The sequence below is a fragment of the Streptomyces sp. 4N124 genome (genome assembly GCF_052245395.1).
GTDB lineage: Bacteria > Actinomycetota > Actinomycetes > Streptomycetales > Streptomycetaceae > Streptomyces.
In genome coordinates, this window is sequence record NZ_JBQQBS010000055.1 from 46,251 (window position 1) to 70,922 (window position 24,672).

21 protein-coding genes are annotated in these 24,672 nt (G+C 70.0%); 9 read left to right on the forward strand and 12 right to left on the reverse strand.

What is annotated here, in order from left to right; all coding sequences use genetic code 11:
* The first annotated feature begins 52 nt into the window (after window positions 1-52).
* The gene (locus tag ACTWQO_RS38085) at window positions 53-967 is read left to right on the forward strand and encodes a LysR family transcriptional regulator (protein ID WP_443241952.1); all 915 of its coding nucleotides are present in this window, start codon (window positions 53-55) and stop codon (window positions 965-967) included.
* Here the strand turns inward: ACTWQO_RS38085 and ACTWQO_RS38090 are convergent.
* A complete protein-coding gene (locus ACTWQO_RS38090; protein WP_443241953.1) occupies window positions 945-1,991 on the reverse strand; it encodes a chitinase in 1,047 nt (348 codons plus the stop codon). The two genes, ACTWQO_RS38085 and ACTWQO_RS38090, sit on opposite strands and share 23 nt — an antisense overlap.
* Window positions 1,992-2,167: 176 nt before the next feature.
* On the opposite strand from ACTWQO_RS38090, the gene ACTWQO_RS38095 reads away from it, so the two are divergent.
* Window positions 2,168-3,187 carry an aldo/keto reductase gene (locus tag ACTWQO_RS38095; RefSeq protein ID WP_443241954.1) on the forward strand — a complete coding sequence of 340 codons (1,020 nt, stop codon included), beginning with the start codon at window positions 2,168-2,170 and terminating at the stop codon, window positions 3,185-3,187.
* Window positions 3,188-3,215: 28 nt separating this feature from the next.
* Window positions 3,216-3,806 (forward strand): TetR/AcrR family transcriptional regulator, encoded by a 591-nt coding sequence (locus ACTWQO_RS38100; protein WP_443241955.1) that lies wholly within the window; start codon window positions 3,216-3,218, stop codon window positions 3,804-3,806.
* On the opposite strand, the gene ACTWQO_RS38105 is transcribed toward ACTWQO_RS38100, so the two are convergent.
* From ACTWQO_RS38105 to ACTWQO_RS38115, 3 genes are all read right to left on the reverse strand, one after another.
* The gene (locus ACTWQO_RS38105; RefSeq protein ID WP_443241956.1) at window positions 3,803-4,957 is read right to left on the reverse strand and encodes a serine hydrolase domain-containing protein; all 1,155 of its coding nucleotides are present in this window, start codon (window positions 4,955-4,957) and stop codon (window positions 3,803-3,805) included. The genes ACTWQO_RS38100 and ACTWQO_RS38105 overlap by 4 nt on opposite strands.
* Window positions 4,958-5,039: 82 nt before the next feature.
* Window positions 5,040-5,246 (reverse strand): hypothetical protein, encoded by a 207-nt coding sequence (locus ACTWQO_RS38110; RefSeq protein WP_365278836.1) that lies wholly within the window; start codon window positions 5,244-5,246, stop codon window positions 5,040-5,042.
* Window positions 5,247-5,358: 112 nt separating this feature from the next.
* Window positions 5,359-6,774, reverse strand: a complete 1,416-nt coding sequence (locus tag ACTWQO_RS38115) for an MFS transporter (RefSeq protein ID WP_443241971.1) — start codon at window positions 6,772-6,774, stop codon at window positions 5,359-5,361.
* A gap of 116 nt (window positions 6,775-6,890) precedes the next feature.
* Between ACTWQO_RS38115 and ACTWQO_RS38120 the strand changes: the two genes are divergently transcribed.
* A complete protein-coding gene (locus ACTWQO_RS38120; protein ID WP_443241957.1) occupies window positions 6,891-7,775 on the forward strand; it encodes a helix-turn-helix transcriptional regulator in 885 nt (294 codons plus the stop codon).
* Window positions 7,776-7,827: 52 nt separating this feature from the next.
* On the opposite strand, the gene ACTWQO_RS38125 is transcribed toward ACTWQO_RS38120, so the two are convergent.
* Window positions 7,828-9,279 (reverse strand): MFS transporter, encoded by a 1,452-nt coding sequence (locus tag ACTWQO_RS38125; RefSeq protein WP_443241958.1) that lies wholly within the window; start codon window positions 9,277-9,279, stop codon window positions 7,828-7,830.
* A gap of 64 nt (window positions 9,280-9,343) precedes the next feature.
* Here ACTWQO_RS38125 and dusB point away from each other — a divergent pair, with 64 nt between their 5' ends.
* Complete coding sequence (gene dusB / locus ACTWQO_RS38130) at window positions 9,344-10,495, forward strand: tRNA dihydrouridine synthase DusB (protein ID WP_443241959.1); 1,152 nt, start codon at window positions 9,344-9,346, stop codon at window positions 10,493-10,495.
* A gap of 64 nt (window positions 10,496-10,559) precedes the next feature.
* On the opposite strand, the gene ACTWQO_RS38135 is transcribed toward dusB, so the two are convergent.
* From ACTWQO_RS38135 to ACTWQO_RS38145, 3 genes are all read right to left on the reverse strand, one after another.
* On the reverse strand, window positions 10,560-12,353 hold the full coding sequence (locus tag ACTWQO_RS38135; RefSeq protein WP_443241960.1) for a CDP-alcohol phosphatidyltransferase: 1,794 nt from the start codon (window positions 12,351-12,353) through the stop codon (window positions 10,560-10,562).
* A 174-nt stretch (window positions 12,354-12,527) separates the two neighbouring features.
* Window positions 12,528-14,465, reverse strand: coding sequence for an amylo-alpha-1,6-glucosidase (locus ACTWQO_RS38140; protein ID WP_443241961.1), 1,938 nt, complete (start codon window positions 14,463-14,465; stop codon window positions 12,528-12,530).
* Window positions 14,462-15,907, reverse strand: coding sequence for an MGH1-like glycoside hydrolase domain-containing protein (locus ACTWQO_RS38145; protein ID WP_443241962.1), 1,446 nt, complete (start codon window positions 15,905-15,907; stop codon window positions 14,462-14,464). The genes ACTWQO_RS38140 and ACTWQO_RS38145 overlap by 4 nt, the downstream gene beginning before the upstream one ends.
* A gap of 119 nt (window positions 15,908-16,026) precedes the next feature.
* Here ACTWQO_RS38145 and ACTWQO_RS38150 point away from each other — a divergent pair, with 119 nt between their 5' ends.
* Together ACTWQO_RS38150 and ppdK are read left to right on the forward strand one after the other, a co-directional pair.
* A complete protein-coding gene (locus ACTWQO_RS38150) occupies window positions 16,027-17,223 on the forward strand; it encodes an ROK family protein (protein ID WP_443241963.1) in 1,197 nt (398 codons plus the stop codon).
* A 416-nt stretch (window positions 17,224-17,639) separates the two neighbouring features.
* Entirely contained in the window at window positions 17,640-20,345 is a 2,706-nt protein-coding gene (gene ppdK, locus ACTWQO_RS38155; protein WP_443241964.1) for a pyruvate, phosphate dikinase, read from the forward strand.
* A gap of 108 nt (window positions 20,346-20,453) precedes the next feature.
* On the opposite strand, the gene ACTWQO_RS38160 is transcribed toward ppdK, so the two are convergent.
* The gene (locus tag ACTWQO_RS38160; protein ID WP_443241965.1) at window positions 20,454-20,858 is read right to left on the reverse strand and encodes a VOC family protein; all 405 of its coding nucleotides are present in this window, start codon (window positions 20,856-20,858) and stop codon (window positions 20,454-20,456) included.
* A 95-nt stretch (window positions 20,859-20,953) separates the two neighbouring features.
* A complete protein-coding gene (locus tag ACTWQO_RS38165; RefSeq protein WP_443241966.1) occupies window positions 20,954-21,364 on the reverse strand; it encodes an LAETG motif-containing sortase-dependent surface protein in 411 nt (136 codons plus the stop codon).
* Window positions 21,365-21,576: 212 nt separating this feature from the next.
* Between ACTWQO_RS38165 and ACTWQO_RS38170 the strand changes: the two genes are divergently transcribed.
* Together ACTWQO_RS38170 and ACTWQO_RS38175 are read left to right on the forward strand one after the other, a co-directional pair.
* Window positions 21,577-21,993: a TIGR03668 family PPOX class F420-dependent oxidoreductase gene (locus tag ACTWQO_RS38170; RefSeq protein ID WP_443241967.1), complete on the forward strand. Its 417-nt coding sequence runs from the start codon at window positions 21,577-21,579 to the stop codon at window positions 21,991-21,993.
* Between the two features lie 172 nt (window positions 21,994-22,165).
* Window positions 22,166-22,576: a VOC family protein gene (locus tag ACTWQO_RS38175; RefSeq protein WP_443241968.1), complete on the forward strand. Its 411-nt coding sequence runs from the start codon at window positions 22,166-22,168 to the stop codon at window positions 22,574-22,576.
* A gap of 290 nt (window positions 22,577-22,866) precedes the next feature.
* On the opposite strand, the gene ACTWQO_RS38180 is transcribed toward ACTWQO_RS38175, so the two are convergent.
* Window positions 22,867-24,027: an alkaline phosphatase PhoX gene (locus ACTWQO_RS38180; RefSeq protein ID WP_443241969.1), complete on the reverse strand. Its 1,161-nt coding sequence runs from the start codon at window positions 24,025-24,027 to the stop codon at window positions 22,867-22,869.
* 79 nt (window positions 24,028-24,106) lie between these two features.
* On the reverse strand, window positions 24,107-24,672 hold a 566-nt coding region (locus tag ACTWQO_RS38185; RefSeq protein ID WP_443241970.1), incomplete at its 5' end, for a sensor histidine kinase.

Genomic DNA, 24,672 nt, shown 5'->3' on the forward strand with positions numbered 1-24,672 from the left:
ATGATTCCAAAGCATGGTTGCCATGGCAGCGATGAATCAGAACGATGGGTGGATGGACCTTCAGCAGATGCGCTACGTCGTCGCCGTCGCCGAGACCCGCAACTTCACGCGGGCCGCCGAGCGGTGTTCCGTGGTGCAGTCGTCACTGAGCCACCGGATCGCGGGCCTGGAACGGGAGCTGGGGGTCCGGCTGTTCGCCCGCTCCAGCCGTCGGGTGGAGCTCACCAGCGCCGGGGAGGCGTTCGTCGCGCGGGCCCGCGAGTGCCTGACGGCGGCCGACCGCGCGGCTGCCGACGCCGCCGCGGCGGCCGGGGTGGTACGGGGCCGGCTCGCCGTCGGCGTGATCGTGACCACCGCCGCCGTCGACGTACCGGAGCTGTTGCAGCGGTATCGCGCGCTGCACCCGGAGGTCCGGGTCGTGCTGCGCTCCGGGCGCAGCGACGATCTGGTGGCGGCGATCCGGGACGGCGAACTGGACATCGCCTTTCTCGGTCTGCCCGAGGACCAGCGGCCGTCCGGGGTGGAGACCCTGGTGCTCGATCACGACGAGCATGTGCTGGTCGTGCCGGCCGGGCACCGGCTCGCGGACGCTTCCCGGGTGACCCTGCGGGACATCGCCGAGGAGACGTTCGTGGACTTCATGCACGGCACCCCCGCCCGGGCCCAGTCCGACCAGGCGTTCGCCGCGGCGGGGCTGGCGCGGGACGTGGCGTACGAGGTCGGGGTCGTCGAGCTGATCACCCGGCTGACCGCCCGCGCCCTGGGCGTCGCGCTGCTGCCGTCGGCCTTCGCCCGGCCGCTGGCGGAGGGCGACCCCGAGCTGGTGCTGGTCCCGGTGGTGGGCGGGCCGCACCGCATCGAGGTGCTCGCGTGGAGCCGGTTCAATCCGAGTCCGGCGACGCGGGCGATGCTCGATGTGCTCGGGGTTCCCTCCGCGAAGCCGGTCAACGGCCCTGGAGCGCCTTGACGTTGTCGCCGAACGTCCAGTTCTTCGAGCCGTCCCAGTTGATCGACCAGGTCATCAGGCCCTTGAGGCTGCTGCCGTAGTGCCGCCAGGCCTCGGCGACGAGGGACGGTGACATATGGCCGCCGCCGGCGCCCGACTGGGCGGGCAGGCCCGGGACTTGCTTGTCGTACGGCACCTTGATCGTCGTACCTTGGATGACCAGGCCCTTGTTCAGGCAGTCGGTCTGGGCCACGAAGCCCGCGACGGTGCCGGCGGAGTAGGAGTCGCCGGAGCAGCCGTACATGCTGCCGTTGTAGTACTGCATGTTCAGCCACCACAGGCGGCCGTTGTCGGCGTACTTCTTGATGATGGGGAGGTACGCACCCCAGATCGAGCCGTACGTCACGCTGCCGCCGGTGACGTAGGCCGTCTCCGGGGCCATGGTGAGGCCGAAGTCGGACGGCATCTGCGCCAGGACCCCGTCGATGATGCGGATCAAGTTGGCCTGGGACGTGGAGAGTTGGCCGATGTTGCCGCTGCCGGTGAGGCCGGTCTCGATGTCTATGTCGATGCCGTCGAAGTTGTACTGCTTGAGGATCGGGACGATGGTCGCGACGAACCGGTCCGCTACAGCCGTCGAGTTGAGGTCGATACCGGCCGTCGCACCGCCGATCGACAGCAGGATCGTCTGCCCGGCCGCCTTGGCCGCGCACATCTCCGCGGGCGTCGCCACCTTCACGCCCGTGTCCATGCCGTCCTCCCACAGCGCGGTGCCGTCGGAGCGGATGACGGGGAAGGCCGCGTTGATCACGTTGTAGCCGTGCGCGGCGATACGGGAGTCAGTGATCGGGGTCCAGCCGAAGGGCGGGTGGACGCCGTTCGCGGCGCCGTCCCAGTTCTCCCAGTAGCCCTGGAGCACCTTGCCGGCGGGCCTCGACTTCACGGCGCAGGTGTCGGCGGCGGAGGCGGTGGGGGTGAGCGGGATCTGGGCGAGACAGGCGGTGGTGAGGGCTGCGGCCAGCAGGCTGAGGGCGCGGCGGAACATGCGAGGCCTCCCGGTGGGGGTGCGGTGAGGTGTCGTAGGCATGACAGTTGCGCGGTCCAGACCTTTAGTCAATAGGTCTGGACCACTCGCTCTCGGTGGGTAGGTGGCTGAGGTGGCTGACGAATGACAGCTGACAGATATTGAAATCTGTCAGCTGTCATGTCATCGTGGAGCACATGACGATGCAAACCCGAACCCTCGGAACCACCGGCCCCCAGGTCTCCGCCCTCGGCCTCGGCTGCATGGGCATGTCCGCGCTGTACGGCGACGCGGACCGGACCGAGTCCATCGCGACCATCCACGCCGCACTGGAGTCCGGCGTGACCCTGCTCGACACCGGCGACTTCTACGGCATGGGCCACAACGAGATGCTGATCGGCGAGGCCCTGCGCACCGCGCCCCCGGCCCGGCGCGAACAGGCGCTCGTCAGCGTGAAGTTCGGCGCGCTGCGCGACCCGGACGGCGGCTGGAGCGGATACGACGGCCGTCCCGCCGCCGTGAAGAACTTCGCCGCGTACTCGCTCCAGCGCCTCGGCGTCGACCACATCGACGTGTACCGGATCGCCCGGCTCGACCCGGCCGTACCGATCGAGGAGACGGTCGGTGCGATCGCGGAGCTGATCGAGAAGGGGTACGTGCGCCATGTCGGCCTGAGCGAGGTCGGCGCGGACACCATCCGCAGGGCGGCAGCCACGGCCCCCATCGCCGACCTGCAGATCGAGTACTCGCTGATCTCACGCGGCATCGAGGACGAGATCCTGCCGACCACGCGCGAGCTGGGGATCGGCATCACGGCGTACGGCGTGCTCTCCCGTGGTCTGATCTCCGGCCACTTCTCCGCCGGCCGCCAACTCGCCGCGAACGACTTCCGGTCGATGTCGCCCCGCTTCCAGGGCGACAACCTCCAGCACAACCTGAACCTGGTCGAGGCGCTGCGGAAGATCGCCGAGCAGAAGGGCGTCTCGGTCGCCCAGATCGCCATCGCCTGGGTGCTGTCGCGGGGCTCGCAGCACAACAACGACATCGTGCCGCTCGTCGGCGCCCGCACCCGGGACCGGCTCACCGAATCCCTCGGCGCGCTGGACGTCACGCTGGACGAGGCCGATCTGCGGGCCGTCGAGGAGGCCGTACCGGCGGACGCCGCGGCGGGCGACCGCTACCCGGCGGCGCAGATGTCCCACCTGGGCAGCAAGTAGCGACCGGGCCGCCAGGTACGGTCTGACCATGTCACCCACCTCCGAGACCCTGACCGCCGAGCGCATCCTCGAAGCGACCGAGGACGTGCTGCGCCGCCACGGCCCCGCCAAGGCCACCGTGGTCGACGTGGCCCGCGCGCTCGGCGTCAGCCACGGGAGCGTGTACCGGCACTTCCGCACGAAGGCGGCGCTGCGGGAGGCCGTGACGAAGCGGTGGCTGGACCGTACGTCGGCGTCCCTGTCCGGCATCGTCGCGGCGACCGACCGCGACCCGGAGTCCCGGGTCCGCGACTGGCTGCAGGCCCTGTTCGACGCCAAGCGCCACAAGGCGGGCGACGACCCCGAACTCTTCGCCACCTACTCCGTCCTCACCAGCGAGAACAGCCACGCCGTCGACGAACACCTCACCGACCTGACCGGCCAGCTCACGGAAATCGTCCGCGCCGGCACCGAGTCCGGCGCCTTCACCACCGCCGACCCGGCAACCACCGCCACCGCCCTCTTCCAGGCCACGGCCCTCTTCCATGACCCGCGGTACTACCGGGAGTGGGAACGGGCGGAGATCCAGAGGGAGTTCGAGGCGATGGTGGATCTGCTGGTGCGCGGACTCAGGGCCTAACCTCCCGCCGTACACCGCCAGAAGTCCACCAACAACCGCACGGGCTCCGGGCTTTCCACGCCCACCTGGGTCAGCAGGATCGTGATCGTGCCGGTGGGCGGGACGAGGTAGGCGGTGGTGCCGGTGCCGCCGACCCAGCCGTAGCGGCCGGGGGTGTTCCAGGGGTTGCTGGGGGTGACGTCGACCTGACCGCCGTAGCCCCAGCCCTGGTCCTGGAGGAAGAGGGTGCCGAGTTCGCGTTGGTGGGCGGTGAGGTGGTTGGTGGTCATGCGGCTGACGGAGGCGGGCGTCAGGAGGCGCTGGCCGCCGGATGCACCGGATTCACCGGAGGAGCGGAGCAGGCGGACGAAGGCCAGCAGGTCGTCGGCCGTGGAGACCAGTCCGCCGCCGCCCGACGGGAGGACGGGCAGCCGGCTCCAGTCGCCGTCCGGGGTGTCCGCCGGCTCCAGGGCGCCGGTCGGGCCCGTGCGGTAGTAGGTCGTGAAGCGGTCGCGTTTCGTCTCCGGGACCTCGAAGGCCGTGTCCTTCATGCCCAGCGGTTCGAAGATCCGTTCCGCGAGGAACTCCGGGAGGGTACGGCCCGACGCCCTGGCGATCAGGATGCCCTGGAGGTCGGACGACGTGTGGTACAGCCAGCCGTCGCCGGGCTGGTGGAGCAGCGGGACCTGGGCCAGCTGCCGTAGCCAGGTGTCCGGATCGGGGTAGGTGTGCGGCTCCCGGCTGTCCTTCTGGACTGCGGCGAGGGCCTGGACCGCGGGGAGCGAGAAGTCGGACGCGTACCCCCAGCCCGTCCGGGAGGTGAGCAGGTCCTCGACCGTGATCGGGCGGACCGCCGGCACCACGTCGTCCACGGGACTCGACGGCGTACGCGCCACCATCGGCTTCGACAGCTCCGGCAGCCATTCGTCGACGGGGTCGTGGAGCCCGATCCGCCCGTCCTCCACCAGCATCAGCACCGCCGCCGCGGTGATCGGCTTGGTCAGCGAGGCGATCCGGAAGATCGCGTCCCGGGGCAGCGGCGCGGTGCCGCCGGCGGTCAGGGAACCGACGGTCACCACCTCGACCTCGTCGCCGCGGTCCACCAGGCCGACCGCTCCCGGCACCGATCCGTCGTCTACATGCCGTCGCAGGGTCTCGCGCAGAGCGCTCATCGGCCGGCCTTCCGCCTTGATCGTCGTATGCCTTCGTACGTACGACCGCCGCCGCCACGGAAAGTCATCGCCACCGCGACCCCTACGCCGCCGATGGATCCACCGTCGCCTGATGCGCCTCCGCCAGATGCTCCTCCGCCTTCAGCCACGGCAGGAACTGCGCCGGCTTGCGCCAGCCGCACGTGTCGCACCTGATCGTGCGCTGCACTCCGGTGCGCTGCACCCGCACCACGTGCTCACGGCCGTGCTGGTCCCAGCGGCTTACCTTGCTCGAGTCGATCTGCGGCATAACGCCTCCAGCGTCCTGGGAAAGTCGTCCCGGGAAAGTCAAGGAGGAGTGTGCATCACGACCAACATCAACAGGTGGTCCTTCACAGTGAGTTGTCCAAGCTGTGGCCGAGTCAACCGATCGTGCGCGGCAGGCGGAGGCTGAGCAGACCCGTCAGCGCCACCCCCGCCAGCTGCACCACCAGCGTCGTGACCAGGGCGTCTCGCATGCCGAGGCCGGGGACGAGGGAGAGGAAGAGCGTGCCGAGGGTGGCCACGCCGAGGGCCAGGGCCGACTGCTGGGTGGTGATCATCACGCCGCTGCCGACGCCCGCGCGAGCGGTCGGCACCTCGGAGAGGACGACGCGGAAGATGATCGGGAGCTGGAGGGCCTGACCGGCTCCGGCGATCGCCGCGCCCGGCAGCAGTTCGACGATGCCGAGGTCCGGCCAGGAGCGCCATGCGGCCAGCGCCATCAGCGCCACGCCCACGGCCTGGAGCCCGGCGCCCGCTGTCACCACGCGGGTGCCGTACCGGGTGACCAGCCGCGGCCCGGCGAGCGAGGTGAAGAAGAACACCACCGCCATCGGTGCGAGCGCGAGTCCCGCCGCGACCGGGCCCCGCCCAGCGCCCTGCTGCAACGCCACCGCGATCACGAACATGAACCCGCTGAAGCCGATGGAGAAGGGCACGATCATCACCAGCCCGCGCCGCAATGACGTCAGCGCGAACAGGCTCGGCGGGACGAGTGGCGTACGGCCCTGCCGGTCCGCCCGCCGCTCCACCGCGTAGAACGCGCCCGCCAGCAGCGGGAACGCGGCCAGCGACAGCCACGTCCACAGCGGCCAGCCCGCAGCCCGGCCCTCGGTGAGCGGCGCCAGCAGCGCGAGCAGGGAGGCGGCGAGCAGGACCGTGCCGGGGGCGTCGATCGGCTCCGGGTGCTGCGAGCGGGTCTCCGGGACGGCACGGGCGGCGAGCACCAGGCCGAGCAGCACGACCGGCACGTTCACCAGGAACACGGCACGCCAGCTGGTGCCCCAGAGGTCCGCTGCGACCAGCACGCCGCCGAGTATCTGCCCCGCCACCATGGACAGTCCGGCTGTCGCGCCGTACAGGCCCATGGCCTTCGCCCGGCGCGGTCCTGAGGTCGCCGCCTGGATCGTGGCCAGCACCTGCGGCAGCATCGCCGCGGACGCCACGCCCTGCGCGACCCGGGCCGCGACCAGCGTCCACGCGGTGGGCGCGAGCCCGCACGCCAGCGAGGTCAGCCCGAAGGCCGCCATGCCGCCCAGGAAAAGGCGGCGCCGGCCGAAGAGATCGCCCAGCCTGCCGCCGAGGACGAGCAGCACGGCGTACGCGAGGCCGTACCCGGAGACGACGAGCTCCAGGACGGACTCGCTCGCCGCAAGGTCCTGGCCGATGGTGGGCAGGGCGACGTTGACGATGAAGAAGTCGATGAGCGGAAGTGCCGCACCGAGCAGCACGGTGAGAAGTCCGAGACCGCCGAGTACGGGTGGCGCGGCGGGGGAGCGGACCGTGGTCGTGGACATCGTGGTTTCGGTCACGACCACGAGCCTGCTCCTCCCCTCAAACGGGTACCAGATTCTCCTTATCCTGGTAGTAGGCGAACCTGGCAACAGGGTTCGCGCTCGCGCACGCTGGAGGCATGACGACCATGGCCCAGGAGACGGCGGTACGACAGCCCCGGCCTGCCCGCGAAGCGGAGATCCGCCGCCACGAACTCGCCGCCTTCCTCCGGCACCGCCGCGAGCACATCGCCCCCGAGCAGGTCGGCCTCCCGCGCGGCCGACGCCGCCGCACCCCGGGCCTGCGCCGCGAGGAGGTCGCCCACCTCTCCGCCGTCGGCGTCACCTGGTACACGTGGCTCGAACAGGCCCGCGACATCCAGGTCTCCGTCCAGGTCCTGGACGCCCTCGCCCGCACCCTGCTCCTCGACCCCAGCGAGCGCGCCCACCTCTTCCAGCTAGCCGGCGCCGTGGACCCGGCCCCGGCCACCAGTTGCGCGTCGGTGACTCCCGCCCTGCGCGCCGTACTCGAACAACTGGAACCGTTCCCGGCCTGCCTCCAGAACAGCCGCTACGACATCCTCGCCTACAACCGCACCTACGGCCTGCTCCTCTGCGACCTGGACGCCGTCCCGCCCGAGGACCGCAACTGCATGGTCCTCTGCTACACCCACGACGACTGGCGCTCCTCGATCGTCCACCTGGAAGAAACCCAACGCCTCATGGCCGCCCGCTTCCGCGCCGCCATGGCCGGCCACCTCGCCGAGCCCGCCTGGAAGATGCTCCTCAAACGCCTCCGCACCGAGTCCCCCCAGTTCTGCGAGGCCTGGGACCGCCACGAGGTCAACACTCACCGCAGCAAGCGAAAGGAGTTCGACAACGCCTACGTAGGCCGACTCACGGTGGACCACACGGACTTGTGGCTGGGCCCGGGGCAGGGGCCGAGGATGGTGACGTACATACCGGCGGACGAGGAGTCACGACGGCGACTGGAGAACCTGCACGTAATAGCGCAGGCGAGGTGAGAGACCTATAGGGGCGCGGGGAACTGCGCGACCAGCCACAACGAACCCGCACTCACCGACGCTCAGAAACCCCTACGGTCTGACGCACGTCCACCGCGTCCAGCTCCTCAGCCGTACGCTCAGCAGTCCCGCGAGCCCACCGCCCACTGCTCAACAGCCCCACCACCAGCACGGCCACCCCGCACCCGGTCAGAATCCACCACCCGGGCACGGCGGCAGCCACAAACGCATCCTCATATGCCGCCGCCCCCACGCCGGCGGCCAGCACGGCCCCCACGACGGCAACACCGAGCGTCTGCCCCAACTGACGGCTCGTGGAAGCCACCGCCGCCGCAACCCCCGCCTGAGCCCGCGGCATCCCGGACACCGCCGTATTGGTGATCGGCGCGTTCACGAACCCGAACCCGATACCGAACAGCGCGTACCCCAGAAACAGCGTCACGTCAGAGGTCTCCGCATCGAAGACCGCGAACAGCAGCGCACTGCACGTCATAGCGACCCCCGCGATCAGCAGCGGCAACCGTGGCCCCCGGCTGCCGACCAACCGCCCGGCCAGCGGAGCGCACACCAGCGTCGGCACAGCCATCGGCAGCATCCACAGCCCGGCGTGCAGCGCGTCCAGCCCCCGCACGTTCTGCAGATACAGCGTCGACAGGAACAGGAACCCGCCCAGCGAGGCAAACGCACTGATCGCGATCACGGTCGCCCCACTGAACGGCGCCGACCGGAAGAACCGCAGATCGATGAGGGGCTCGGCGCGCCGAGGCTCGTACCGAAGGAGCCCGATCAGCGCGGCGACCGCGACCACCGCGAACGGCAGCACCGTGGCGAGCGAGGCGTGCGGCGCCTCGATGATTCCGTAGGTCGCGCTGCCGAACAGCGCGATCACCAGGATCTGGCCGACGGGGTCGGGACGGCGGGCCCGGTCCGCACGGGACTCGGGGACGTAGCGGAGGGTCAGCAGCAGCGCGGCCAGCCCCACCGGCAGGTTGACCCAGAAGATCGACCGCCAGCCCACCGACTCCACGAGCAGTCCGCCGACCAGTGGGCCCGCGGCCATCGATATACCGACGACAGCGCCCCATACGCCGATCGCGCGGGCCCGCTCACGCGGGTCCGTGAAGGTGTTGGTGATGATGGACATGGCGACCGGGTTCAGCATCGAACCGCCCACCGCCTGCACCATGCGGAACGCCACCAGCGCTTCCAGGTTCGGCGCGATCGAGCACAGCGCCGAGCCGATCGTGAAGACGACGAGGCCCGCCATGAAGACGCGCTTGCGGCCGATCCGGTCGGCGGTGGAGCCCGCGAGCATGAGCAGCGAGGCAAGGACCAGGGTGTAGGCGTCGATGGTCCACTGCAGGCCCGCCGTACTCGCGTGCAACTCGCGCTGCATCGAGGGCAGGGCCACGTTGAGGATCGTGTTGTCGAGGCTCACGATCAGCAGGCTCATGCAGCAGATCGCGAGCACCAGCATGCGACGGCGGGGGCTCAGCTCGGGCATGCATGAATAGTACGCCTAACTAATGAATCTGGCAGCACCCCCCTCGGTACGTGAGAATGGGTGGATGTCCACGCCCACGTCCACGATGAACTCGACCCTGCGGATCGGCCCGCACACCGTCCAGCCGCCCGTCGTCCTGGCCCCCATGGCCGGGATCACCAACGCGCCCTTCCGCACGCTGTGCAGGGAGTTCAGCGGTGGCAAGGGGCTGTTCGTGAGCGAGATGATCACGACGCGGGCGCTGGTCGAGCGCAACGAGAAGACCATGCAGCTGATCCACTTCGACGCGACCGAGAAGCCGCGCTCGATCCAGCTGTACGGCGTCGACCCGGCGACCGTCGGCAAGGCCGTCCGCATGATCGCGGAGGAGGACCTCGCCGACCACATCGACCTGAACTTCGGCTGCCCGGTCCCGAAGGTGACGCGCAAGGGCGGCGGCTCGGCGCTCCCCTACAAGCGCCCCCTGCTCCGCGCGATCCTCCGTGAGGCGGTCAGCGGCGCCGGCGACCTCCCGGTCACCATGAAGATGCGCAAGGGCATCGACGACGACCACATCACCTACCTCGACGCCGGCCGGATCGCGGTCGAGGAGGGCGTGACGGCCATCGCCCTGCACGGACGCACCGCGGCCCAGCACTACGGCGGCACGGCCGACTGGGACGCCATCGCCCGCCTCAAGGAACACGTGCCGGAGATCCCGGTCCTCGGCAACGGCGACATCTGGTCGGCGGAGGACGCGCTGCGGATGGTGCGGGCAACTGGATGCGACGGGGTGGTTGTCGGCCGGGGTTGCCTTGGGCGGCCCTGGTTGTTCTCTGACCTGGTGGCGGCGTTCGAGGGACGGACGGACTTCGCCGAGCCCACTCTCCGTGAGGTCGCCGACGTCATGGTCCGCCACGCGGCGCTGCTCGGGGAGTGGATCGGGGACGAGGCGCGCGGCGTCATCGACTTCCGCAAGCATGTGGCGTGGTATCTGAAGGGTTTCGCCGTCGGTTCGGAGATGCGGAAGCGTCTTGCGATCACGTCGTCGCTTCAGGAACTCCGTTCTGGTCTGGATGAGTTGGACCTCGACCAGGCCTGGCCGGCCGGGGCGGACGGTCCCCGCGGGCGTACCTCCGGAAACAACCGGGTCGTTCTGCCGGATGGGTGGCTGAAGGATCCGTATGACTGCGCGGGCATCGGTGAGGACGCGGAATTGGATACGTCCGGTGGGTGAGCGATTCGGTCGTCTGCGGCGCCGTGGGGGCTGGTCGCGCAGTTCCCCGCGCCCCTTTAGGGCGCTAGGGGGCCGGTGTTGAGCCGTATGCCATCAGGAAGCGGTCGCGGAAGGCGTCCATCTTCCAGACGGGGGCCTTGGTGTCGGGCTTGATGCCGTCGGTCCAGTTCCAGGAGGAGATCTTGTCGAGGACCTTGGGGTCCTTGGCGACGATCGATACGGGGACGTCGCGGCTGGCGTTGTCGCCGCTGACGCGGGCAATGGGCTGGTGGTCGCCGAGGAAGACGAGGACCGTGTCGTCGGTGCCGTAGCGTTCGAGCCACTGGGTGAGTGAGGTGACCGAGTACTCGATCGACTTGCCGTATTCCTCACGGGACTTGGCGCTGTCGGACATGACGTCCGACGGGTTGTTGCCCGCCTTCTGGATGCTGTTGAAGATCGAGCCGTCGCCCAGTTCGTCCCAGCCGACCATCTTGGGGATCGGGGCCCACGGCTGGTGGCTGGAGGTCAGGATGACCTCCGACATCAGCGGCTTGTCGCGCTTCTTGCCGTGCACCTGGCGCTGGAAGGCCTCCAGGGCGTACTGGTCCGGCATCGTCGACCAGCTGAACTTCGGGCCCTTGTAGCCCAGTTCGAAGGCGTCGTAGACCTTGTCGAGGCCGTAGAACTCCTCCTCCGGCCAGCGCTTCTGGATGCCCGGCATGATGCCGACCGTGTCCCACGCGCCGGTCTTCTGGAACATCTTGGTGAGGGAGAGCCGGTCGCTGGACATCACCGTGCGGAAGCGCTGCTGGTTGTCGATCCACAGGCCGGACAGGAACGTGGAGTGGCCGAGCCAGCTGCTGCCGCCGTAGGTCGCCGACGTCAGCCAGCCGCTCTTCGCGGCGAAACCGGCCTTCGTGAGCGCCTCGCTGCTCGTGTCGAGCGTCTTGTTCACGCCGGGCGAGATGTCCGGGTCCTCCAGCGCGCTGCGGCCGTAGCTCTCGATGAACGTGAAGATGACGTCCTTGCCCCGCAGATCCGGCACCAGCTGAGCTCCGGGCGTACTGCCGAACCGGTCCGCCTTGGCCTCCTTGGCGAACGCCGCCTCGTCGCGCAGCGTGTCCTTCACCCGCCGCGCCTGGACCGCCAGCGCGCTCACCGCCCGGTCGGAAGCCACCGGCACGCCCAGCAGCTGGACCCCCATCGCCGAGCACATGATCCAGACGGTGCCCGCGATCAGCGTGCCGCGCGTCGCCAGCGCGGTGTTCCGGCCGAGGAGATTGGCCAGCCTGACCGTCGCCAGCGCCATCACGGCAATCAGTACGACGACGAGGAGTACGGCTCCGACGGCGGCGACCGTCGCGACCGTACCGCCCATCGAGTCCGCCGTGTACGACTGCGCGTCGTCCAGCAACTCCCAGTCCAGGACCAGGTTGAAGCCCCGCCCCAGATACTCCCGGAAGCCCATGTCCAGGAAGTTCAGCACGGTCAGGACACCCAGGCCGGCTCCGATCAGCGCGGCGACGATGGTGCGGGGGCGGCGGGGGAGCGCCAGCAGGATCACCGCTCCTACGATCGCCTCCGCCGGGAGGCGCATGAATCTGTTCGGACGCAGGGCGCCCCAGGCGTTCGGGAGGAGGAAGGCGGCGATGACGAGGGTTGCGGCGAGGATGGTCGTGGTCCAGCTGAGGTTCCGGGCAGCCGCAGGGTGGCGCGAGCGCCAGGCACGGAGGTGGGCAAACCGCGTGCGAAGCGCCTGTGGCGTACCACTTTCGTCGTCGGGTGCGGGTGGCCCCTCCAGTGGTTTCCCGCCGTCGGCGGCTGCCGGCTCGTCAGTCGTAGCAGGCAGTTGACGTTGGCGCGTGAAGACGGGCACCCGAAGGTCCTTCCGTGCAAGGCCCAGGATCGACGTCATCCCGTACGGTCCTGCCCCGGCCCATGTTCAGCCCTTTCGCCCAGCACTCGGCAAACACACGGCAAACACAACGCCGCCAGGGGCGCGGGGAACTGCGCGACCAGCCCCCACTCACCCGCACCCGCAACACAAACCTCACGCGCCCCCAACAGCCGTCAGCAGAGCAAGCGGCGCCGCCGCCGACCGGGATTCGCGCACGCACGCATGCGGATACGGCACCGGCTCCGCGTGGGTGCGGCGGCCGTACCCGGCAAGCACCTCGGGCAGACGGTGCCCCGTCGCCGCCGCCGCATCAACCAGCGCATGCGCCACCGTACGGGCCTCGTCATGCAGCCCGTACCGCGCAAGCCCCAACGTGATCAGCGCGTTGTCATGCGGCCACACAGACCCCCGGTGATACGACAGCGGATGATACGCAGGCTGGCCGGAGGCCACCGTGCGGACGCCCCACCCGGAGAAGAAGTCCGGTTCCAGCAGCCGCCGCCCGACCATCTCGCCGTACTCCTTGTCGAGCAGCCCCGACCACAGCAGATGCCCGGCGTCGGAGGCGAGCGCGTCGACATGTCGGCCCTCGCCGTCCAGCGCTAGGGCGGGGAAGGAGCGGTCCCGCATCCAGAAGTCCCGCTGGAAGCGGTCGCGGAGATCGCCCGCCGCCTGCTCCAGCAGCGCCGCGTACACCTCGTCGTCCCACACCGTGCGGGCCAGCCACGCGGTGCGGCGCAGGGCGTCGTACGCATAGCCCTGCGCTCCCGCCGCCATCACCGAGCCGGAGGCCCTCGTGCCGTCGGCGGAGCAGATCGCGCCGGGGGAGTCCTTCCAGTTCTGGTTGGCGAGGCCGCCCTGGTCGGCGCGGTAGACGAGGTAGCCGCGGGAGGTGAGCCCGCCGTGGTCCAGCATCCAGCCGATCGCCGCGCGGGCGTGGGGTTCAAGGCGGCGGGCCAGCTCAGCGTCGCCCGTCTGCTCGACGTACGCACCCAGCAGCACCAGGAACAACGGCGTCGCATCCACCGACCCGTAATAACGCCCGTACGGCACCTGCCCGAAGTGCGCCAGCTCGCCGTGCCGTACCTCGTGCACGATCTTGCCGGGCTGGGCGACCGAGCCCGCGCCGGTCTCCGTCGCCTGGGCCGCGGCGAGCGCGGGGAGGGTGGCGGCGGCGAGCTGGGGACGGTAGGGGAGGGCGAACAGGGACGTCAGCAGCGCGTCGCGGCCCAGCAGCGTCAGGAACCAGGGCGCTCCGGCCGCGGGAACCCGCACCTCCTCGCCGTCCAGGCCCGCCGCCGGGATCTGGAGCGAGGCCAGGTCCGCGAGGCCCCGCGCGCAGGCCGCGGCCAGCTCCGGCCAGCCGGTCGGGAAGGCCACGCCTTCCACGAACTCGCCCTCCAGGGCGAGGAGTTGGTCGGTCAGGGCGGCGGGGGAGCGGGGCACCCGGAGGGCCCGCTTGTCGCCGTGCGGACGGGCCATGACCCGCAGGGCCAGCTCCGCCGTGCCGTGCGGTTCCAGATCCAGGGTCCATACGAGGCGACGCGCGCCCGTGCCCGTCTCCTCGACGCCGTCCGGCACCGGCTCGGCCGTCACCGTCGTCAGGGAGCGCCATTCGCCGCGCCGGTAGGTGAACTCCACGCCGCCGTCGAGGACTTGGCGGGTACGGGTGGCGCCGGTCTTGGTGTAGGTGCGGTGGTCGGAGCGCAGCTCGAACTGGTCGGTGAAGTCGGCGTCGGCGGTGACCGCGAGGCGGACCGTGGTCGGCACCGGGCGGTTGCTGGTCACTCGCACTAACTCGACGAACGCGCCGTCTCCTACGGCCTGTTCACGAAAGATCGTGTACGCCGGTGGCTCCTGGCGGCCACCGCGCGGGACCAGGACACAGCGCGCGGTGTCCCCGTCGGCGACGGGACTGAGGGCCTCGGGTACGGCCCCGTCGACCGTCAGCTGCCAGCGGCTGAGGTGCCGCGCGTCACGCACGAACAAGCCGTCCGGGGAGGTGCCGCCCCGTACGCCGCTGATGTCGCCGCCGTCGCCCACGGCGGCGAACGTCCCGCCGTGCACGAGCAGATGATGCCGGTCCGTCATCCCTGGTCCCCTCCCTTGGTCGCCGCGCTGGCCATGACTGAAGTGCCGCTGACTGTGGTGTCGCTGTGCAGCAGGTCGAGCGTGAGCGCGGCGGTCCAGCCGAAGCCGGTGGCTCCGCAGGCCTCGCCGGTGTACGGGTCGACGTACTCCGCGAAATCGGACGTGTCGGCCAGCTCCAGCACCGCCTCGCGCAGCGCACCGGCGCGCTCCCGCTCGCCGTACATGCGCAGCCCGCGCTCCAGTAGCCAGCTGGTGTTGAACCAGGCCGGGCCGCGCCAGTAGCGGTGCGGGTCGAAGGCCTCGCCGAGGAGGTCGTACGACGGGACGATGCGGGTGGTGTCGCCCAGGCCGAAGTGCGGGCCGCTTGCCGTGCGGACGAGGGCGGCGGCGATGTCGCGCGGGAGGCCGGGCAGGAGGAGCGGGATGAGCCCCGAGACACCGCGCTCGGGGATCAGGCCGCCGCGCAGATCCCGGCCGGACTCCCCGCCCCGCAGATCCCGGCAGAAGAACATGCCCCGCGCCGGGTCCCACAGCCGCTCCACCAGCGCAGCCGTCAGCCGTTCCGCGCGTGCGTGCCGGGCCGTCCCCGTCGCCCCCAGCTCGTGCGCGATGCGGGCGAGGGCGTGTTCGGAGGCGATGAGCAGGGCGTTGAACGCCGGGTCCTCCACCGCGAAATCGCCGGCTCCGTCGGCGTATCCCCGGTCCCGGTAGTCCGTCGCCAGCCGCACATACCGCCCGTAGTCCAGATCCGTCGGCCGGTCCTCCGCCGCCCCGTGATCGAGGTCGGCACGGCGGAAGGAGCGGGCCGGGGCGGGCGTGATGCGGCTCAGCGGCGCGTCCCAGGCGGGGGAGTTGTCCATGCCCTGCTCCCAGGGGTGCACGACGGACGCGAGACCGCCGCCGCCCAGGTCCCGACGGTGCAGCAGATAGCGGTGCCATGCGGCCAGCCGGGGATACACCCTGGAGAGGAACCCGCGCGCCCGGGACAGACCGGGGTCGGCGCAGTGCACCAGCCAGGCCGCCAGCGCGTGCACCGGTGGCTGCACGATGCCGGACGTCTGTACGGTGCGCGGGGCGCCCGCAGCGCGCCCCGCGGTCGAGGAGCGCCAGAAGTCGGGGCTCGGGAAGTAGGCGTCGAGCGGTACGGAGGGGTTGAAGACGATGTGCGGGATCCGGCCGTCGCCCCACTGGGCGTCGAGCAGCGTGTCCAGCTCCGTCTGCGCCCGTAACGGCGAGATGTGCCTCAGGCCGATCGCGATGAACGCGGAGTCCCAGGACCACTGGTGCGGGTACAGGCTGCGTGAGGGCACCGTGTTGGTGCCGGTCCAGTTGGTCTCCAGCACCCGTGCGGCCCTGAGGTGCAGCGAAGGTTTCGTGAGGTGCGGATCGTATACGAGCTCACGCTCGGTGCGGCGTGCTGTGAGTTGGGCAGTGCGATCCACTCGGGGCTCCCCGAAGACGTCCGGCCGACCGGTTCGGCGCTGGCTACCGTAGAGTTACGTCTATTTAACACGCAAAACTCAATATGTAATGCAAGCTTGAGAAACACAAGGGGGTGTGCATGGCCGGTCGGACTCAGGCGAGCGCCGGAGAGCTGCTGGAACTGGTCCGCAGCGGCCGGGCGACGACCCGTGGTGCACTCCAACAGGTGACGGGTCTCTCACGCGCCACCGTCGGCCAGCGTCTCGACCGCCTCTTCCGCGCGGGCTGGCTGCGCGAGGGCGCCGGCGGCCCGGTCGATTCCCCGCTCGGCGGGCGCCCCTCGATCACCCTCGAATTCGACGACGAGCACGCCGTCGTCCTCGCCGCCGACCTGGACACCCGGCACGCCCGCGCCGCCGTCCTCTCGCTCACCGGCGAGATCCTCGCCGAGCACTCCGGCACGCTGGTCGTGGAGGACGGCCCGGACGCCGTACTCGGCGACCTCGGCCACTGGTTCGCCGAGCTGCTGGAGAAGGCCGGTCACCGGGCCGACGAGGTCTGCGGCATCGGACTGGCGGTGCCCGGCCCCGTCGACAACGACACCGGCCGCGTCGTCCAGCCGCCGATCATGCCCGGCTGGGACGGCTACGACATACGAGGCCGCCTCGCCAGAGCCTTCACCGAGCACACGGGCGCCGCGCCCGTCCCCGTCCTCGTCGACAACGACGCGAACCTCATGGCGTACGGCGAACAGCGCACCGGACACCCGGACTGCTCGGCTTTCGTGCTGGTCAAGGTGTCCACCGGTATTGGCGCGGGCGTCGTCGTCGACGGCTCCGTCTACCGGGGTATCGACGGCGGCGCGGGCGACCTCGGGCACATCCGGGTGGGCGCGGAGGCGCTGTGCCGGTGCGGTTCGTACGGCTGTCTGGCCGCCGTCGCCAGCGGTGGCGCCGTGGCCCGGCGGCTGGCGGAGACCGGGGTGCCGGCCGCGTCCGGCTCGGACGTACGGGATCTGCTGGCGGCCGGGCATCCGGAGGCGGCGGCGCTCGCGCGGGAGGCCGGGCGGGCGGTCGGGGACGTACTGGCGACCGTCGTGACGCTGCTGAACCCCGGGGTTCTGATGATCGCCGGGGATTTGGCCGGAACTCCCTTCCTCACCGGCGTACGGGAGCTGCTGTACCAGCGGGCGCTGCCGCGTTCCACCGCTCATCTGGAGGTCGTGACCTCGCGGCTCGGCGAGCGGGCCGGGCTGGTGGGGGCGGGGGCGCTGGTGGTCGAGTACCTGTATGCGCCGGAGCGGGTGGAGGAGCGGTTGCTGGCGCTCGGCGTGTAAGCAGCACGTTTCGGTCCGGATACCTGTCCGCGGGTCGTCCGCATGGTGAAATTCCGCCGCCTGTGGCAGCGTGATTCTCGCCACCCTTGATAGGGGTAGCGCTCAGATGAGCGGATCTTGAGCGACTGCACTTCTCCAAGGGGTGGCACTGAGTGCCACCCCTTGATCGTTCATCGATCGAAATCAGACGTGCCGAGAGCCGCTCAGGTGAGCGATAATGACGGCCTGCGAGGCTGGGCCCGTTCAAGAAGTGAACACATCGCTGAGCTATTCCTTGCCAAGCTTTGACTTTCGATCCTGTGGCGGACGGCTGGTTACAGGCTCATGACGCACAAGTGGACGTACCCAGGCGCCTTCGAACTGGGTATGTTCCTCGCCGTCAGGGCAGCCACCGCGTCCTCGAGGAGTTGGGACCCGTGTCGGAAAATCAAAAGTTCGTTTACGACTTCACCGAGGGCAACAAGGAGCTCAAGGACCTCCTCGGCGGAAAGGGTGCGAACCTCGCCGAGATGACCAATCTGGGTCTTCCGGTCCCTCCGGGCTTCACCATCACCACCGAGGCCTGCAAGGTCTACCTCGACAGCGGCGAGGAGCCGGTGGCACTGCGTGACGAGGTGAGTGCGCACCTCGACGCCCTCGAAGCGGCGATGGGTAAGAAGCTCGGACAGGCCGATAACCCCCTCCTCGTATCGGTACGTTCCGGGGCGAAGTTCTCGATGCCCGGCATGATGGACACGGTCCTCAACATCGGTCTCTCCGACAAGTCCGTGCAGGGCCTCGCCAAGCAGGCCGGTGACGACCGGTTCGCCTGGGACTCCTACCGCCGCCTCATCCAGATGTTCGGCAAGACCGTCCTCGGCGTCGACGGCGACCTCTTCGAGGACGCGCTGGAGAAGGCCAAGGAGGCCAAGAAGGTCACGGTCGACACCGAGCTGGAGGCCGCCGACCTGAAGAAGCTGGTCACCCGCTTCAAGAAGATCGTCAAGACCGAGGCCGGCCGGGACTTCCCGCAGGACCCGCGCGAGCAGATGGACCTCGCCATCCACGCCGTCTTCGACTCCTGGAACACCGACCGGGCCAAGCTGTACCGCCGTCAGGAGCGCATCCCCGGTGACCTGGGCACCGCGGTCAACATCTGCTCGATGGTCTTCGGCAACCTCGGCCCGGACTCGGGCACGGGTGTCGCCTTCACCCGCGACCCCGCCTCCGGCCACCAGGGCGTCTACGGCGACTACCTGCAGAACGCCCAGGGCGAGGACGTGGTCGCGGGCATCCGCAACACCGTGCCGCTCGCCGAGCTGGAGTCGATCGACAAGAAGTCGTACGACCAGCTGATGCAGATCATGGAGACGCTGGAGAACCACTACAAGGATCTCTGCGACATCGAGTTCACCATCGAGCGCGGCCAGCTGTGGATGCTCCAGACCCGCGTCGGCAAGCGCACGGCGGGCGCGGCCTTCCGTATCGCCACGCAGCTCGTGGACCAGGGCCTGATCGACGAGGCGGAGGCACTCCAGCGCGTCAACGGCGCCCAGCTCGCCCAGCTGATGTTCCCCCGCTTCGACGAGGACACGAAGGTCGAGACGGTCGGCCGGGGCATCGCGGCGTCGCCGGGTGCGGCGGTCGGCAAGGCGGTCTTCGACTCGTACACCGCCGTGAAGTGGTCGCGTTCGGGCGAGAAGGTGATCCTGGTCCGCCGGGAGACCAACCCCGACGACCTGGACGGCATGATCGCGGCGGAGGGCATTCTGACCTCGCGCGGCGGCAAGACCTCGCACGCGGCCGTCGTGGCCCGCGGCATGGGCAAGACGTGTGTGTGCGGCGCGGAGGAGCTGGAGGTCGACACCAAACGGCGCCGGATGACGGTGCCGGGCGGTCACGTGGTCGAGGAAGGCGACGTCATCTCGATCGACGGCTCCAGCGGCAAGGTCTACCTGGGCGAGGTCCCGGTGGTCCCGTCTCCCGTCGTGGAGTACTTCGAGGGCCGGATGCACGCCGGCGCCCAGGACGCCGACGAACTGGTCGAGGCCGTGCACCGGATCATGGCGTTCGCCGACCGCAAGCGGAGGCTGCGCGTACGCGCCAACGCGGACAACGCCGAGGACGCGCTGCGGGCTCGTCGCTTCGGCGCGCAGGGCATCGGCCTCTGCCGCACGGAGCACATGTTCCTCGGCGATCGCCGCGAGCTGGTGGAGCGCCTGATCCTGGCCGACACGGAGGCGGAGCGCGAGGAGTCCCTGAAGGCCCTTCTCCCGCTCCAGAAGCAGGACTTCGTGGAGCTGTTCTCGGCGATGGACGGCCTCCCGGTGACGATCCGTCTCCTCGACCCTCCGCTGCACGAGTTCCTCCCCGACATCACCGAGCTGTCGGTCCGCGTGGCGCTCGCCGAGTCCCGCCAGGAGCCGCACGAGAACGAACTGCGCCTGCTCCAGGCCGTCCACCGCCTGCACGAGCAGAACCCGATGCTGGGTCTGCGCGGTGTGCGCCTGGGCCTGGTGATCCCCGGCCTCTTCACCATGCAGGTCCGGGCGATCGCCGAGGCCGCGGCCGAGCGCAAGAACGCCAAGGGCGACCCGCGCGCCGAGATCATGATCCCGCTCGTCGGCACGGTCCAGGAGCTGGAGATCGTCCGCGAGGAGGCCGACCAGGTCGTAGCGGAGGTGGAGGCGGCGACGGGCACGGAACTCAAGCTCGCGATCGGCACGATGATCGAGCTGCCGCGCGCCGCGCTGACGGCGGGCCAGATCGCGGAGGCGGCGGAGTTCTTCAGCTTCGGCACGAACGACCTGACCCAGACGGTGTGGGGCTTCAGCCGGGACGACGTGGAGGCCTCGTTCTTCACGGCGTACCTGGAGAAGGGCATCTTCGGAGTGTCGCCCTTCGAGACGATCGACAGGGACGGCGTGGGATCACTGGTGAAGCTGGCCGCCGAGGCGGGCCGTGCGACCCGCCCCGACCTCAAGCTCGGCGTCTGCGGCGAGCACGGCGGCGACCCGGAGTCCGTCCACTTCTTCCACGACGTGGGCCTGGACTACGTCTCCTGCTCGCCGTTCCGCATCCCGGTGGCGCGCCTGGAGGCGGGCCGGGCGGCGTCCCAGTCCCAGGGCAGCGATCACCGGTAGCCCACGGTCCCCGGAGCCGTCGTCCGTCCCCGACCCTCACCGATGGGCGGCGGCTCCGGCGCACGACGAGAGGGCGGCACCCCGTGCGGGGGGTGCCGCCCTCTCGCCCTATTCGCCCAGGTCGGTGAAGAGGGTCAACTGGAGCGCACCCGGCGCCTCCAGCCGGGAGTTCAGCGAATTCCACGGCGTCCGCGTCGGCTCGGCGACCACCTCGGCACCGGCGGCGGCCAGCTTCGCCGTGACGGCGGCGGAGTCACCCACCTGGAACGCCACCCGAATATGCCCGGCCACCCGCCGCCCGACCTCCACCTCGTCGATGAACGCCGCATGATTCGGATCGGTCAGCTCCAGCGTGGCCCGCCCGGCATCAAGGATCGTCACGTGCCCGCCGGGTGAGGAGAACGCGGCCTGTTCGGTCAGGCCGAGAACGTCGCGGTAGAAGTGCAGGGCGGCGTCGTAGTCGTCCGCTGTGACGACGAGGCGGAGTTCACGGACGGCGGGTTCGTCGGACATCTCGGCTGCTCCCTGAAGATCGCGGATACGTCCTCGTCAACTCGCCGACAGACGGCCCGATTCCACGCCGCCCCTCCCCGTCACTCGATTACGGATCAGCGAGCCTCGCGACGCCGACGCACCACAACCAGCAGCCCGCCCCCGGCGAGCAGGACAGCGGCACCGCCACCCGCGATGTACGGCGTGGCGCTGTTGCCGCCGGTCGCCGCGAGGTCGGTGTCGTCCTGCCCCGTAGCGTCCTCGGCGCCGTCTGTGCCGTCGGTGCCCTCGTCCTCGGCGGGGACGAAGCCGGCGGGCGGGTTGTCACAGCCGACGCCGTCCTGGTCGCGGTCCAGGTGCTCCCCGTAGTGCTCGTCGCCCTCCTTGATGTTGGAGTACCCGTTCTCGTACGCCTCGGAGCAGTTCTCGAACGGGTGATTGCCGTCATGCGCCTCGGCAGTGACGGGCAGAGCGGCCAGCGCCAGCGCGGCGACAGCCACGGCGGCAGGCTTGCGGAACAACTTCACGGAGAGCCCCCTCGATGTGCGCGGATATCCATACGCCTGATCACACAGAGGCAATCGGCCGGATATGAGGTGACGAAAGTATTGGGGGGCTGCTGATGCCGGGGCGAAATGCCGGACCCGTGATGCGAACGTGACGTGACCGGACGGTAGCTCTCCGCTCATGGGCTCACGTTCTGTAAAGCCGGTGATGCTCCAGCTCTACCGTGGAATGCGTGAAGCTTTCGCCGCTTGTCGCCCGGGAACGCTTTGCCGGATCCCCTGTCGCACGGCTGGCGACCGCCGACGCCAATGGGGTGCCCCACGCCGTGCCGGTGACCTTCGCCGTCCGGGACGACGTCGTGTACTTCGCGGTGGACCACAAACCCAAGAGCACATGGCAGCTACGGCGGCTCCGCAACATTCGGGAGAATCCCTCGGCGACGGTCCTGGTCGACCACTATGCCGAGGACTGGTCGACCCTGTGGTGGGCTCGTGCCGATGGCCGCGGGGAAGTGCTGGAGGACGGGCAAGAGCGGCATCGCGCGGTGGAGTTGCTGCGCGACAAGTACGACCAGTACCGGGACTCTCCTCCCCAAGGTCCCGTGGTCGCCATTCGGGTCGAGCGGTGGAGCGGCTGGGCGTTCGCATAACCTTCCGTTACGGTGCGCAAGGCATTGACCCTGCTCAGGCCGACTACACGCAAGCCGCCTTGTGGGTCCTGGAAGGCAATGAACGCGCCCGGCGCTTCTACGAAGCCGCGGGTTGGCAAACTAGAGCCTGTCTCAAGGTCCGGCTCCTTTGATCTTGTGGCAAGATCGCCGGATGCTACGACTAACCGACTTCATCATCGATTGCCCGGACACGATGAAGCTGGCAGCCTTCTACTCCGAGGTGATCGGGCTCCCGGTCAAGGAGGGCAGTAACGAGAACTGGGCGGGTATCCAGTTCGGCGAGATCGAACTGGCCTTCATCCAGGTGGAGGACTACCGCGCCCCGCAGTGGCCCGACAGCGAGCACCCCAAGCAGTTCCACCTCGACTTCGAAGTCGACGACATCGAGGCCGAACAGCGCCGCGTCCTGGCCCTCGGCGCGACCCTGCAGCGGGACTGCATCGGCCCCGACGGCTACGGCTTCCGCGTCTACACCGACCCCATCGGACACCCCTTCTGCCTCTGCCGCAACAAGGGTGTCATCTGGACCGACCAGGGCCTCATCTGGCCCAAGCGCGACTGATCCCGCCAGGCACCAAGACCCGGAGCGGATCGGATGGGTGAACCGGGCCGTGCCTGACACCGGGCTCGACCACTCACGGCCTGCAAAAGGCCAACGAACTCCTCAGCGGACTCTTCAGTGAGCCAGCTGCAGCCCGTCTTGCCAAGGCTGCACTGGCCGCCGGCGCGCACACCCGCGACGGAGAGCGCCACCTTGAGGCTCTTGTTGACGGCATCACCTGAGAACTCCTACAGGGCTGAGCACGACGCGGGAGCGCCCGCAGGGCACGGACGCCCCCGCCGGACGGGCCGCTACGAGCGGAAGGGCCCCGTCACCTCGTACGTGATCCCACCGGACGAACTCCCGCTCGTCCCCCGCTGGCTGGAGAAGTACAGCCGGGTTCCGTCGGGTGAGAAGGCCGGGCCGGTGATCTCCGAGCCGGACTGGCCGTCGATGCGCAGGAACGGTGCGATGACGTCGTCCGGGGTGATGACGCAGATGTCCATCGTGCCGCCGTCCTCGGCGACGAAGAGGTCGCCGGAGGAGGAGCCGGTGATGTTGTCGACGCCGGTGAGGGGGGCCGTGCCCGAGGTCACCAGGGAGTCGTCGTACGCCAACTCGTAGGTGTTGTTGGTGAGGTTGAGCTGCCAGACACGGTTGTCGCCCTTGGTGGTGAACCACACCGTGTCGTCGGCGTAGTGGCAGCCCTCGCCGCCGTTGAAGGACTTCGAGCCGGAGACCTGGGTGCGGGTGGACGTCGGGGAGCCGTCCGGGTCGGGGACGTTGGCCCAGGTGAAGGAGCCGGACGTGGCGGAGCCGGCGACCATGACCTGAAGGGTGCCGGAGGAGAGGTTGCCCCAAGTGGTCGGCACGAAGCGGTAGAAGCGGCCGTTCGACTCGTCCTCGGTCAGGTAGACGACCTTGCGCACGGGGTCGGCGGCTGCGGCCTCGTGCTTGAAGCGGCCCATGGCGTCGCGGCGCACGGCGGCGTTCACGCCCCACGGGTCCGTCTCGTAGACGTAGCCGAGGGACACCTCCTCGCAGGACAGCCAGGTGTTCCACGGGGTCTTGCCGCCCGCGCAGTTCTGGCGGGTGTTGGACAGGATGCGGTATGCGCCCGTGATCGCGCCGGTCGACGAGAACTTCACCGCGCTCGCGCCGCCGGACGGGTTGATCTCCGAGTTGGAGACGTAGATCCAGCCGCTGCCGTCGGTGTAACAGGCGCCGCCGTCGGGGGCGTTGTGCCAGGTGTACGACGTGCCGGGGACTGTCTGGCCGGAGCGGGCTATCACTCGGCTGGTGAAGCCGCTGGGGAGTCTGATGCCGCGGGCGTCCGGCGAACCGAGCGCCCCGTACGGGCCGGTGCCGGGCTGCGCGGGCGCGGCGTACGCGGCGCCGCGCCACAGGGTTCCGCCGAAGACGGCGGAGGACCCGCCGAGGACGGCCGCACGCAGGACAGTACGACGTTCCACTCTCGCTCCAAGGGTGGCATGACCGCCCCGTCACCGATCGGCGACGGGGTCGTGCGGTCACGGAACCTATGGGCGCGGGTTACCGCCCTCGGGGACCCTGGGTTGACGTGTCATGGACAGGTTGTGACGGGGCTGTGCGGCGGCCGGCAGCCTCGGGCGCCCTTGCGATCAGGCCGATCAGATCGATCACGACGGGCTGGCCGCCCGCGGACGGGTCCGCGGAGGGCAGCCGGACCACCGCGTCCAGCCCGCCCGTCGCCGCGGCCTGCAGCCTCGCCTCCCCGCCGCTCGCGTGCGCGAGCCGCTGGACCAGCGAGAGCCCGAGGCCCGTACCGCCCTTGGGTGCGCCGGGCGCACGCCAGAACCGGTCGAAGGCGCGGTGGCGCTGATCCGCGGTCATGCCGGGGCCCTCGTCGGTGACGTGCAGGTCGACCCAGCAGGGGCGGCTGTCGCGCAGCGCCCGGCGGGCGGGGACGAGGAGCCGTAGCTCGATGGTCACCGTGCTGCCGGACGGGGAGGCCCGCAGGGCGTTGGACAGCAGGTTGTCCAGGATCTGCTCGACGGCCCCGGGCACCGCCAGCACCGGGCCCACGCTGCCGGCGAACAGGACCAGCGCGACCCCCTGCTGCTCGAACAGCGCCCCCC

Coding starts and splice junctions, on each gene's coding strand:
- ACTWQO_RS38085 (WP_443241952.1), top strand. CDS start 53: ATGGACCTTCAGCAGATGCGCTACGTCGTCGCCGTCGCCGAGACCCGC.
- ACTWQO_RS38090 (WP_443241953.1), bottom strand. CDS start 1,991: ATGTTCCGCCGCGCCCTCAGCCTGCTGGCCGCAGCCCTCACCACCGCC.
- ACTWQO_RS38095 (WP_443241954.1), top strand. CDS start 2,168: ATGACGATGCAAACCCGAACCCTCGGAACCACCGGCCCCCAGGTCTCC.
- ACTWQO_RS38100 (WP_443241955.1), top strand. CDS start 3,216: ATGTCACCCACCTCCGAGACCCTGACCGCCGAGCGCATCCTCGAAGCG.
- ACTWQO_RS38105 (WP_443241956.1), bottom strand. CDS start 4,957: ATGAGCGCTCTGCGCGAGACCCTGCGACGGCATGTAGACGACGGATCG.
- ACTWQO_RS38110 (WP_365278836.1), bottom strand. CDS start 5,246: ATGCCGCAGATCGACTCGAGCAAGGTAAGCCGCTGGGACCAGCACGGC.
- ACTWQO_RS38115 (WP_443241971.1), bottom strand. CDS start 6,774: ATGTCCACGACCACGGTCCGCTCCCCCGCCGCGCCACCCGTACTCGGC.
- ACTWQO_RS38120 (WP_443241957.1), top strand. CDS start 6,891: ATGACGACCATGGCCCAGGAGACGGCGGTACGACAGCCCCGGCCTGCC.
- ACTWQO_RS38125 (WP_443241958.1), bottom strand. CDS start 9,279: ATGCCCGAGCTGAGCCCCCGCCGTCGCATGCTGGTGCTCGCGATCTGC.
- dusB (WP_443241959.1), top strand. CDS start 9,344: ATGTCCACGCCCACGTCCACGATGAACTCGACCCTGCGGATCGGCCCG.
- ACTWQO_RS38140 (WP_443241961.1), bottom strand. CDS start 14,465: ATGACGGACCGGCATCATCTGCTCGTGCACGGCGGGACGTTCGCCGCC.
- ACTWQO_RS38150 (WP_443241963.1), top strand. CDS start 16,027: ATGGCCGGTCGGACTCAGGCGAGCGCCGGAGAGCTGCTGGAACTGGTC.
- ACTWQO_RS38160 (WP_443241965.1), bottom strand. CDS start 20,858: ATGTCCGACGAACCCGCCGTCCGTGAACTCCGCCTCGTCGTCACAGCG.
- ACTWQO_RS38175 (WP_443241968.1), top strand. CDS start 22,166: ATGCTACGACTAACCGACTTCATCATCGATTGCCCGGACACGATGAAG.